Origin of the sequence: Pseudomonas sp. CCNWLW23 (assembly GCF_037095675.1) — a bacterium.
Classification (GTDB): Bacteria; Pseudomonadota; Gammaproteobacteria; order Pseudomonadales; family Pseudomonadaceae; genus Aquipseudomonas; species Aquipseudomonas atacamensis.
The window spans coordinates 117,550-129,816 of the sequence record NZ_JBAWKM010000005.1; the positions used below are offsets into that span (position 1 = coordinate 117,550).

Sequence of the window (12,267 nt, forward strand, 5' to 3'; positions counted from 1 at the left end):
TATTGTAATCCGCCCGCCAAATACAGGAACTTACTTTAGCTAGCCAATCTCGAAGCGCACCAATCAATCGACAAGCAGATCTTCTCGGTTCAACTCCAGAAATGCATTCAATTCAGCCGGTGTACCTAATACATGGACGTCATTAACAGCAAGATCCGTTATTGAAATTTTCCGGCCCTCGGCAATCAGTTGTCGATAAAGTGGCGCAATGTAACGCTCGCCCCGAACGAGATTTTCGGCGTCAGCAAAGAAACGATCATAGGCTTTCTCATAGTCTTCAGCTCGCGAAAACCAGTACAGACCAATTGACGCGAAATCCGAGATACGCTGCTTTTCAGCCAAATCGGTAGCCCACTGATCATCACCCAATTTGACGAAACTCCAATGATCGCCCGGAACCTGGAAGCACGGAACCCATCCGTCAGCACCCTCACGAATAGAGGCTGGGAGCAAGGCGTGTGGATTAACATATGTATCGATATTATAAATAAGCAGAGGATCTTCTGGCCGCCAGAATTCACGTGCCAGATACGCACTCGTCGCTTGGCCATCAGTCACCTGACCAATCTCGATAACGTGGACATCACGAAGCTCCATTGCCTCGCTCTGCCTGCGAACATAATCAGCCGAATTATTTTCTTCCAGACATACAAAAATTACACGGCAATCGGCTGTAAGAAAATTCCGTAAAGAAAGCATCGACCAATCGAACAAACTTTTTCCATGCGCAGGGATTTCATACTTTGGTACCGTGTAACCGGCCTCATAGAAACGCGATCCGCGGCCCGCCATAGTGATAACAATATTCACCGACATGTCAGACTCCTACTCCTGCCCCAGCAATTTATGGATTTCTTCTTCGGTCATATTGAGAAACTCGTCCGGGCGCACAGACCGATCATCTATATAAAAGCCGCGCTTTTTCGGCCAAGGCTTGCCAAACAGAATTTCGTCGTAAGGAACCTCCCACTTGGCGAGCCACTCGAGAAGAACTGGGGCAGTATGTTTATTGATAAGCGCCAGACTACCCTTATAAGTGTTCATATTACGCGCCGTAAACAGCAAGATCCGATAGCCTTTACCCTGATATTCGCGAAGTTTAGCCAGCATTGCCTGATCGGGAGTCAGATCGGCGTACGACTGATCCGCCGTTTTAATTCCACACAGTGTGCCATCAATATCAACGACCAATACACCGTCAACGCTCTCAAACTCTTGATTCACTTTCAACCTCATTGAGTATATGGTGAGCGTTCAGCAGGAAAGCAATCACCTTGTTTGGATAATCTATATGCAGCGGCAGCATCGACAAAAAAAGTGATGCTTCGCCCAGACGCATGACGCGAACGTCGTGGCCTGCGGCCTTGACTCGCTGAACAAAGACAGATTTCAGCACGGAGTGATTGGTGTGTTTAAAACTCAGCAACAACTGATTACTGTCGGTGAAACCTACGTGGTAGAGACCATTATTAATAAAATCGTAGTCGCCCAATGCGCTGTGCGATACCTTGCACAGATCATACAAAGGGTGCGTCCACAGCCCCTCCTCCGTCAGCGCGCCTTTAGGATCGATCAGCTTTAGCAGATAGCGTTGTTGATCATAAAGTATGTTGGAGAAGCAAGGGTCACCATGCCCAACCACACGGTAATCAAATGCAAAACCTTTCTCGAAGCGTTTGTAGAGCTTCACGAAACGCTCTAACTGGCGCGAGATATCCAGTTCAGGACTAGCGCTGGCAGCCAAACGATTGATCCGCTGCCCCTCTTCCATCGCAAGGAACTGCTCAACCCGTTTTTCAAGTTTACTAACGAACAGTTCTCGCGCCGTGGCAGCCGACTGCTCCTTTGTGCAGGCCTCCCTTGAGCGCTCCGAAAGAAAGAACAGCAGTCGGTCAACAAAAGAAGTGAAGGTATCAGGTTCAAAAGCGCCGTGAACCCATTGCAAAGCAGTATCTGCCAGGTAATAACGCAACATTTTGTAAGATGCACGATCACCATCATCCTGAAAACCAAAAGGTTGTATCAGCCAAGGCCGCATGCCTTCGGGAGCGAGACTATAAAAGGAGTACTCCGCGCGCATCTTGGTCTTGTCAGTGGATCGCTTCGTGTAGTAATACGCGTCCATCTGCATTTCGTTGAAATGGCGCGTTGCTGTAGAACCGCTGGTGTAAGAAAGGAAATCGCGGATCTTTCCCAAATCCAAGGGTTCGACGGATTGCAAGCGCTGAGCGCCCTGCCACGCCCTCTCCCACGTATGAAGAGGTGCCGCCAGAAACGCCGACCATTGGTCGACCAACACATGGGCATTACGCAGAAATACCAGCATCGGTTTGTAAAGCGTATCGGTAAAGTCCTCTTCCGCATACGGCAGGCGCTCTACTAACTGGGTAAGGCGTTCAGGTTGTGAAAAACCGGCGCGCCCGGCGATCACGCAGACAGATGTATCCTCACTGCATGCTTCCAGCGTCGAGCGCAGCGCGACAAGATCAGCGTCATTCTGCAAATGAATCACTTGTGAACGACTCCACGCCGGCAGTGCGGCAAGGAAATGTTCAATCAGTGGTCGGCGTTTGAAGACGATATCACCGAATCGACGCGAGCCAACCAAGCTACGCACCTCCCCAAAGGCGAACTCACGATCATCAAGGATCAGCAATAGTTTGGTATAAGCTTCAGACATCTCGGGTCCTTAGAATTTTGGAGCGCGCCGACAGCGAAACGACGAGCAGAAATACCAATGTCAATGCCACCAGCCCCAGCGACTGGTAAAGACCGAAGGCACTCGAGACTCCACCGCCGCCGGGTAAGCTCGCCAGCAAACCGGAGGTGAACAGCGCCGCGAGATCTGGGTCTCCGATCCCAAGTTGATTGATGAATAAAGACAACGCCAGAATCTCGATAGACCAGATAAGTACGGAGAGCAGCAGAAAACCTGAAACCCGCCCCTCGACGGACTTATAGATCGCGACTTCAAGCCTGCGCAATACTTGGCTCGCGCGTAGCAGGATGAGTCCGCGCGGCGTATAACTGGTCAGTACAAGATGACGATTCAAATATACAAAGATCTTAGCGACAGCAAAAAAACCCAATAGACTCAAACCACTGGCCAATACAAACAATACAAAAACCGTGCGCATTGCGGGCACGACTTGAATATTAAAAATGTACAACCCGAGAATAAAGGCGGAGATGACCACTACATCTCCAAAGCGCTCCGCCAGCCAGACAGCCAGTGCTTTTTGCCGTTTTCCGTACACATGAAAAAAAGAAGCGAGGCGTAAAATCTCGCCCAGCTTGAATGGCAGAAAACTACTTGGAAACGCTGTCAGTGTGTGCGCAGCAACCAAAGGAAACGCTTTATCGCGATCATCCAGTGTCAACAACACCAAGCGCAGCATGCGCAATACATGTGAGCAGAGATAAAGAAGCGTAATGCCCACCAGACCAGCCCAGTGTGTCTCACGACCAAAACTGGCGATATCCGGCGCACGTAACCACAACCAACCCATCACCACGATCAGCAGTAGTCCGAAGTAGACCTTCAAGCTTTTACTCATTGGAAGCTGAGCCTTGGCTATAGCGAATTTGTCCCGTGTAAGCATCAAATGCCCGAGAGCGCAACTCTTTAGTGACGAACCTGTCGCGCCGCAGACCAAATCCCGCAAGCAACCTCAAGACTTTAAGTGCTTGACGGAACAATCTGACGTTCGATATCTGATCGTCTTCTCTCCAGCTGATGGGAAAAAAGCGCACCACTTGCTTCCGCTGATAGCTAGCCAGCAGCATCATATAATTGAACGTTAAGTCGTCAGGAAATGTTTTGTAGTAGAAGTCGCGATACGCCGCTACACGATAGAGGTTCAATCCAGATCCCAAATCATAAATCGCACGCATTGTGACCATGGAAAACAATGCATTATAAACCCGATTACCGAATGTACGAAACCAGGAATATCCTTTCAAACGGCTACCACGCATGAAACGTGCACCTAACAAACAATCAACGTCTTTATCCAATCCGGATTGCAATTGTGGCATCAAATCACGAATATCGGCCTGGTCGTCACCGTGCAGCACAATAAGGAAATCAAAGCCGTTCTCTACGGCATAGCGAAAGGCCGCTTTGTGCGATCCTCCCAAGCCATAGTTATCATCGTTACACCAAGCGATGAAATTACAACTCTTCAGGACTAATTTGCCGCGCTCGATGGCAGCCTCAAGGGTACCGTCAGGTGAGCGGTTATCAACAACCATGACGGTATCGATCCTGGCCTGTACGCTCTCATCAAACTGATCGATAACGCGAGTGATCTGCGTTTCACAGCGATAGGTAGGGACGAACACCAGGATTTTCGGATTAGCTTCAGACTTGGCCATCGGAATCAGCACTCATAAATTTCGTAAGAACAGTCATAAACAGAAAATTCGTCAATAAATTAACGGGGGTGACCATAAGCTTCGCCATAACAGCCACTGGCAGTGCAAATGCCTGATCAACCCCGAAATCTACCAGTTTTACAACGACGATGGAAATCAGCAGCGAATACCCTATGATAGACACCGCTTGATAAGCCCAGTAGATCGGTAAAAAAACATACTTGCCGTGCCCACCTCGTTTGAAAACACGATTGAGAGCAATCAACCATACGTACGTAACACCGACCATAGATGATGCGAAATTTGCAAAGGCAGGCGACACATCAAAAGCCTGGGTCAGAGCCGTATAGGAAAACAGATCAAGAATCCACCCAACCCCAGATACCAATAAAAAACCTAAAAACAACTTCATCATTGTTTTTTTCCAGCGGCTTGAAAACCGTCAAATGAATACAAACCTTGTCCTTCGCTGCCATATTCGCCGCCCGAAAGTGGAACAAAAGGAATCTTTTTCGGAGGTTTGAAATAATCATCAAACCCTTCAGGCCTGAACATTTTAACAACCCTACCGTCGTTCTGTAAGCTCATACCGAATACTGGCCACGTCCAGACCCAACGATACTTATAAGCATACTCGCGCTGCTCCGAACTCAGCCTTTCTCTCACAGAGTCAGGTTGTAAAATTGGCCCTGGTGCCTCATTAAGTTCGTGAAGAGCAGCGTTCTTGAATTCGAGCCACTGTAGGTTATTGGAGACCTGCCAGAGAGATGCGGATATCAAGCCAACTGAAAGCGCGATGATCGCAAAATAAGCACCACGCACATCAACATCGATTTTTGCACACACAAATAAAATCGAAGCGAGCATCCATCCAGGGGAGCCGATGGTCATCAGAAACCGATAATTAAACTCCCTGCGCGGGTCAGTCAGATTGAAATCCTGTATTGCTAAAACCCCGGCATGCAGCGCGACACCGGACAATGACAGAAATATTAAAAAGACCAGCACGAAAAGTAGTGCGCCGCCCTTACCTATGCTACGAGCGAACCATCCGTAAAGCACTGCCACAACAAGTAAAACAGTCGCCAAAAGACTTACTCTCGTATTGCCGACCCACATTTCCTGCGGCATTGCAAATTTGACAAGTTCTAGAAAAGCGTCGGTTTCCTGACCAACAGGATGAGTAAACTGCCAATAGAGAACAAACAGTGACTGGGCCACGCCGACAGCACCGATTACATAGAGGTGTGGGCTTTTACGAAAATCACCGCGTGCACCGCTGAACCAAACTGCAGCTAGCGCGCCAACAAAAATAACGCACCCCCAAAGAACCAGATTTTCATGCCCTCTGAACAATATCAAAGAAACAACTGCAATCACTAGCCAGTCAAACCATCGAATATTGATTTTCAACAGCAGGTAATGAATCAGCACCCACGCAAAGGCCAACGAAATAAAAGACTGATTCAGAATGAAAATATCGGACGGAATTGCGCAAGTAATCAGACTGGCTAGAGCAAAGAAAAAAACGCGAGAGTCATTTGCCCGACGACTTAAGAAGAAACAGAAAAAATAAACAAGCGCCGTGCCCAAAAAAGCTCCAGCACCAAACAGAAATCTCAGTCCGCTGACGCTTTCCATCCCTAACTTAATAGCGATAGCAACAGGAAGTTGATTTACTATATTCGCAAACAACCGTATGTGCTTCGGATCATCAGCAATCGGCCACGCCTTATTTTGGCTCAACAACTGCACAAAAAAATTCGAACCATCGGCATACAAGACTCTGTCACTTAGAATCGCGTGTCCCAGGTAAACTGCGTAAAACGCGCATGCCAATATAGCCAGGACCAACGCGAGCCACTTCAATGGCCTCACGCCAAAATCACCGTTATTCAAAACCCTGCCCCTTCAAACCCTGAGTTTATTGCACCTCGACAATCTGTAACCGGTAAAGAACAGCTCCCTTTAAAATTCTGCAAATCTGCCAATTGAGCCTTCGACACGCCCAATGGACAAAGCCTCATACCCCCACCAATAAAGTCACAATCACTTTCGAAAAACAACTTTCAACACCGACCATTTTTTCGTTCCCGTTGATCAAGTAACACTGGACATTATAGAATCAATTTCCTTAACAATGCGAAGAACGACTTATATTCGACGTCACAGGCCGTTCCCCACGAAAACCAATAATTACCTCGACCGTTATATCAGAACCTCGTTGCAAGTGGTGATAAAGCGATCACCGATAACCGACCAGTCATACTCATGAGTAATGCGTCGGCCGTTCTCCGCCAATGTCGAGCACAATGCTGGATTTCCAATCAGTCGAGTGATTGCCTCTTCCAATCCTTCGCGGTCCGTCAATACAGCATTGACACCATCAACCGCCATATCATGAAAAGCTGCACAAGCACTGTTCGCAATTACCGGCTTACCGGCTAACCAAGCTTCCAGCAGCACTATTCCGAAGCTCTCGCTACTACTCATATTGATCAATGAAAAACATGACATGAGCGCTCCACGAACTACATTCCTGGGCTGCTTGCCCAAGTAACTCGCATGGGCGGATAGTACAGGCAGACCGTCATCGTCAGGTCCAATCAGTACTACATGTAAGTTTTTACCTTTGCCATTCAACCTCTCAATGGCTGCAATTGTGTCGTTATAGCCCTTCGCACCTGATTTTCTGCCCAATACTAAAACAAAAGGGCGATCTACCGGAAACACGGCTCGAAAAGCATCTACATCGTCTTGATGGAATATTTCACTGGTATCAATCCCGGCTGGCAGATAACTGACATTGGCGCCTCGGCGACGATAAAACTCACAAGCAGCGAGAGGAGAAGCCAATACCAGATCGGCGTCACGCGCCGCGTCATTAATATCTGGAAAGTGGTAAAAATCATCATCTAAATGCGCGTGAGGTATGATAATTACCGGCACCTTATGCCGTTTGGCACTTTCAACCGCGACAATAGCCGGGCGAAACACGTGATTATGAGTAATCACCAGATCATAATTACTTACTTGAGACTCAACATAATGCTCAAGGGCTTCGGAGAAAGGGCCACGTATATCACTTAGCTTGACACTCAAAGGATCACGAGTCCCCTTGGCAGCTTCCGCCAAAACCTCAAAAGCCGTCTCGGCATCGACAGTAGCCAAATTAACCAGCGACGGGTTGGAGATATCAAGTTGCACGGTATTGAAATACAACGCTGTCATTATAAATGACAGAGGACGAGGATCTTCATGGTGAGGGGATCCAATTGATGTAGTAATTTCCAACGCCCCAGCAGGAGAGGAAAACGCCAACACAAAGTGCCCCTGAACTTCTGAACTCAGGATTATCACTCCTTCAGCGTCCATTACCGTGATATAGGCCTTTTGGTGGACGTAGCCTTCAATGCGAACGTCTGTCTCCTCTGCAACATACAACCCACACGTCGAATACGCCCAGCGAGATGCTTTTAGAGCCTGGCCTTCCGGCAATGCCCAACCCCACGTCAAGCCACTACGGTCATATCCGGCTTTAACAGAGTCTGAGACGATACGCTCAAATGTCGGTTGCAGTTGCCATGCACGCTCCAGAACCTGCGCCGCGGATTGCGACATTGATTGCTCAATAGGAAAGCGGGCAAATCTGACGTTGTGCATATTGATGAACGCACTGTCATTCGCATTGAAATGATAGTGTTCCGCAAATCGAAATTTGCTGTGCATCGAGCTGACTTCAGGAGCGACCACATCAATTTGATAAATATTACTTCTGCCAAGAGCTCTTAATAGTTGCTCAACCATTAACTCAGCGCCGCCCATGGCAGGAGAGGTATAACGATAAGTCACAAAGAGCACACGCTTCTTAGGCGCTGAAAGACCTTTTAACGCGTGAACAAAATCCGCCGCCAGCGCCTGCATGGACAGGCAATGATTAAATATGGACTGACGTAAAAGCCTTACTTCGGGTGTAAGCAGTTCCAAATCGGAAAGCGCTGTCATTATCGCCTTTGGAAAATCCTCCAGCGTCACGACATCTATATGATCTAGAATAACGTCAGGATAACCTCGCTGTCCAAAAATCGTCGTCACCACAAATAATCCGTTGGCGAGATAGTCGGCCAACTTCACATTCGAACCGCTACCGGACATCATGGGGTTGATGGCAATAGAACATGCCTGCATAACTGCGGACTTGTCCGAATCATCCAAAACACCCCATAGATGAACATTTCGAGTCATCTTGACACTAATCGAACTACACACAGAGCCGATCAGATGAAACTCGACGTCCGGGCAGTTTGGAGCAATGTGTTCAACAATATAGTTAGCGGAGTCAACATTGGGCATATGCGCCGAGCCAAGAAAAACTGCGGATCGCGCAGAAATACCAGCCTGAATTTTACTTGCTCTCGTTGCATCTACCAATGCCGCAGGCGCAGACCCATTGCGTACAACTATTGCGGGACCTGCTGTACGTCGTTTTCTCAGAAGACTATCGGCATCGTCGTCAGAAACAGCAATCGTAAGCGCCGAAAGCTCGACAGCTTTGCGCTCAAACTCAGCCACATCACTAATTAAAGAGTCTCTGAGTGGGTGGTGTTCCAACAGACGGGTTTTCAGCGTCAATTCATTATTCTGGGAGGAATAAACAAATCTGTCAGCATATGCGACTGGCAACTCCACCATGAATGGATGTTCAATCACTACACTGTCAGCTTCCCGCCTCAGGGCCTGGTAGATTTTGATCAGAAGAGGATTATGTGCGCAATGTCGGCCGGCGACAATGTCGTCGCACGATATATGCGATTGTGCATTCACGTATCGCTGTTCTTCGAGATGCTGCGCAGTTTTTGGAACAGCAATGACTAATGTATTATCATCGTGACAATCTACCTGCAAGAAACAATCGCTGGAAAAACATAAAAATACAACCGTACTTGTCTCGGAAACTGCTGCGTATAATCCACGCGTCCGAGTGGCACCACCGCCAATTCCTGCAAAAGAATTGTAATCGTTTAATACCGTCACAATCTTCTTCGCGCCACTTTTTTTATTACGATGGTAAGCGTCTACTATTTTTTTACTGGCATTTTCAGCAATAGCATCCCATGTAAAGTTGGCATTAACAAATGACAACCCGGCCTGACCTATACACGAGAGACGCTCTGGAGAATGCGCAGCATCTCTAATGGCCTGATCAAACATCTCCAGTGAGGAGATGATAAAATGCTCATCCTCCTGACCAGAAAGTCCTCTGACACCAAACTCAGTTGAAAGAACCGGCAGCCCCCTAGCCAGATACTCCAACACCTTAATATTGGATCCACTGCCAGTGGACATAGGGTTCAATGCCAAATGGCTAGCCCCCAGCAACTCTTCTTTCAGCACATCGCTCACCCGACCATGGCGGATGACGTTAGCGGGATACTTACCTTCAGGAAGGCATGTACCCAAAATATTGAACTTGACCTCTGGCACCAGAGGCGCAATTTTATTGGCCAGTGTCAGCGCAGCGATCTGGTTAGGTAAATGGCCGCTGCCCATGAAAACAGTAGAGAAAACTGATCTCGAATTGTCTTTCGAAGACGTTGTTCGAACAGGTGTCATACCGTTAGGAACAAAAACACTCTCGAATTTTGCAGTTGGCGCCAGATCATGGAAAGCGACGAGGTCAGCGTCACCGCAGTAAAAAACCAGATCCGAAAGTTCAAGTATCTTCTTTTCCAGACCTTCTACCAAGTTCGGAATTTCGTCCGATCCTGCATCGCTATGCAAGGAACGATAGAGAACACTTTCGCAATTCTGAGAATTATAAATACGAAGTTTACTATCAAAACCGGCGAACACATCGTAGTCAATAGTAAATGGGAAGTCATGGATAACTATATCCGCCGACTCATACTCTTCAAGATAAGCGTCGTGAAAGGCGCCTGGGTACTTGGCACAAACAGCAAGGGCAGGACCTGACAGATCCCCCTTCCCGGAAACTTTGGACAGTGCGGCCCAGACTTCATCAAACGCCATATCCTTGGGAATTCTACGCTCGATGAAGTTGGCGCCATGAAAAACCCGCTCTTCATCGCTGCCTTGGTGAGTTGAGCTCAACAAGGTAACTTGATGCGTGCGACTCAGCGATCTGTAAAAATTAAAAATTCTAGATTCACCACCGTTCGAGACGGGTGTAAATGCAGGAAAAAAGCTAAACGCCAATATTTTTTTCAAAATAAATACTCAGTAGAAAAAAGATTCAAGGGGTGATTTCAAATCTTCACCGTTCCCTTTTTTCTTAAATCTGGAAAGCTGTACATACGATGTTGACGCACCTACCGTGGGGTTCAAAGGACTCACGGCGCCAACATGACTCTGTTGCATTCCCCACGCAATACGCTTAAGTCGGGCCTTCAATACCGGGCGACGCGAAAGAAAACCGACAGCCCAACTCTTAATTCTCGGATTTGCGACTGCCTTTCGCATTAAACGAGAAATGAAAGACTTTAGCTGGTGCTTGATCTTCAATAATGGAGAAGCCTTCAAATTAATACCTGGGTCCTTTATCAGTTTGTTCAAAACGCGCAGCGGTCGGGTCAGCCGCCATGAAGTACTTTTCATTAGTTCTTGAATCTGTCTTTCAAGCTCGGCCGCCAACGCTTTAGATTCCAGCTGCGCACTCTGAAACACAGCCTCCTTGGACGCAAGTTTGTCCTCGACCTCCTGACGGACCATGTTCGCTTCGGATGCTTTAGCGTCAGCCGCGCCCAAGATATCCATGAGTTCCAAACACTTGGCATCAAGCATCTGTACTTGAGCCGTCTCGGCCAACAAACGTGCTTCTATAGAATTATACCTTTCGTGCTCAACAAGTAACTGCCGCTCATGCTCAATGCGCGCAGTCACTACTCTTTTCTCAAAACCGAGAGCCAATTCGCGAGCTCTTTCAGCATCCCTAACCAGATTAGCGCTTGCCTCGGCGCTATAATCTCGATGCCAAACAAGCGGCTCGCTTACTTTACGAAGTGCTACAACCTCATCAATCAGTGTCTGTGATGTCCCGGAAAGTAGTAAAAGACCATGGGCACGCTGTTCAATGCCTTGAAAGAAAGCTCTGTCTTTCGCACCGTATGCGGCTTGAGGTACTGAGCATTCAGAAAAATCGAGTCCGTCGACGCCCATTTCCCTTAGAGCATGGGTAATGTCATTTCGGTACTCTAGACTGTCGCTGAGTCGATCAATATTGATCTGCAAATCAGAGTGCTCCAAGCCTTCTTTCAAACCCAAAAACCACAGTACATAAAAAACAAGGTAGCTGTTTTCCGGAGACAAGCGGTGCTCGTAGAACCAGGAAAACTTCTGAAAAATATTCCCCTCTTTCAAACCGTTGAAGCCGACTTCGTCGATCAAGCGACTGATGACGTTTGGATGATCGGCGCCATTGATGCAAATCTGATTTGCATCATCAAAGTAGTGATCCACTTTATAAGACCACCATTGGTCCCAGGGATTGCGCCATAGATAGATGTGAGCCCCGCCCAACTCACTCTTTATCACACCGATACGAGAGCTAGTACGACACTCTTGAATCAGTGGCCTGCCCTTGGCCGAAGATATCAGACCCGACAAATATGACACGCCCGCCTGCTCTGGAGTCGTGGCAAAATAACCATCATAGATACAGGATTCATCCAGCAGAGTTATACACTCGTCGGACACGCTATATAGCTCGGAATAATACGCCCCCTTCATATCCGGATGACGCAGCACCTTTGCCATATTGTCGTCTGCAGCAAGCATGCTTTCACGCTCGTTCCGCGCAGATAACACAAACTCGCTCATGGGTTCCTGATAACACCAGTAGCCTGCGCTGGAGCTTCTAAAAACACTGAATAT

The 12,267-nt window shown here is 47.8% G+C and carries 9 protein-coding genes; all 9 read right to left on the reverse strand.

Going from position 1 to position 12,267, the window contains the following annotated elements:
• Nucleotides 1-63: 63 nt before the first annotated feature.
• Entirely contained in the window at nucleotides 64-816 is a 753-nt protein-coding gene (locus V8J63_RS09385; RefSeq protein ID WP_130888492.1) for a glycosyltransferase family 2 protein, read from the reverse strand.
• Between the two features lie 9 nt (nucleotides 817-825).
• Complete coding sequence (locus tag V8J63_RS09390) at nucleotides 826-1,224, reverse strand: capsular biosynthesis protein (protein WP_241664244.1); 399 nt, start codon at nucleotides 1,222-1,224, stop codon at nucleotides 826-828.
• Nucleotides 1,208-2,680 carry a hypothetical protein gene (locus V8J63_RS09395; protein WP_130888490.1) on the reverse strand — a complete coding sequence of 491 codons (1,473 nt, stop codon included), beginning with the start codon at nucleotides 2,678-2,680 and terminating at the stop codon, nucleotides 1,208-1,210. Before V8J63_RS09395 ends, V8J63_RS09390 begins: the two co-directional genes overlap by 17 nt.
• A complete protein-coding gene (locus V8J63_RS09400) occupies nucleotides 2,673-3,545 on the reverse strand; it encodes a lysylphosphatidylglycerol synthase domain-containing protein (RefSeq protein WP_130888489.1) in 873 nt (290 codons plus the stop codon). The genes V8J63_RS09395 and V8J63_RS09400 overlap by 8 nt, the downstream gene beginning before the upstream one ends.
• Before the next feature lie 4 nt (nucleotides 3,546-3,549).
• Nucleotides 3,550-4,377: a glycosyltransferase family 2 protein gene (locus V8J63_RS09405; protein WP_177434928.1), complete on the reverse strand. Its 828-nt coding sequence runs from the start codon at nucleotides 4,375-4,377 to the stop codon at nucleotides 3,550-3,552.
• Nucleotides 4,364-4,792, reverse strand: a complete 429-nt coding sequence (locus V8J63_RS09410; RefSeq protein ID WP_130888488.1) for a GtrA family protein — start codon at nucleotides 4,790-4,792, stop codon at nucleotides 4,364-4,366. Before V8J63_RS09410 ends, V8J63_RS09405 begins: the two co-directional genes overlap by 14 nt.
• On the reverse strand, nucleotides 4,789-6,276 hold the full coding sequence (locus V8J63_RS09415) for a hypothetical protein (protein ID WP_336463931.1): 1,488 nt from the start codon (nucleotides 6,274-6,276) through the stop codon (nucleotides 4,789-4,791). The genes V8J63_RS09410 and V8J63_RS09415 overlap by 4 nt, the downstream gene beginning before the upstream one ends.
• A gap of 309 nt (nucleotides 6,277-6,585) precedes the next feature.
• Nucleotides 6,586-10,605, reverse strand: coding sequence for a glycosyltransferase (locus V8J63_RS09420; RefSeq protein WP_336463932.1), 4,020 nt, complete (start codon nucleotides 10,603-10,605; stop codon nucleotides 6,586-6,588).
• Nucleotides 10,606-10,614: 9 nt separating this feature from the next.
• A complete protein-coding gene (locus tag V8J63_RS09425; RefSeq protein ID WP_130888485.1) occupies nucleotides 10,615-12,213 on the reverse strand; it encodes a hypothetical protein in 1,599 nt (532 codons plus the stop codon).
• Nucleotides 12,214-12,267 lie beyond the last annotated feature (54 nt).

Coding starts and splice junctions, on each gene's coding strand:
- V8J63_RS09385 (WP_130888492.1), bottom strand. CDS start 816: ATGTCGGTGAATATTGTTATCACTATGGCGGGCCGCGGATCGCGTTTC.
- V8J63_RS09395 (WP_130888490.1), bottom strand. CDS start 2,680: ATGTCTGAAGCTTATACCAAACTATTGCTGATCCTTGATGATCGTGAG.
- V8J63_RS09425 (WP_130888485.1), bottom strand. CDS start 12,213: ATGAGCGAGTTTGTGTTATCTGCGCGGAACGAGCGTGAAAGCATGCTT.
- V8J63_RS09410 (WP_130888488.1), bottom strand. CDS start 4,792: ATGATGAAGTTGTTTTTAGGTTTTTTATTGGTATCTGGGGTTGGGTGG.
- V8J63_RS09405 (WP_177434928.1), bottom strand. CDS start 4,377: ATGGCCAAGTCTGAAGCTAATCCGAAAATCCTGGTGTTCGTCCCTACC.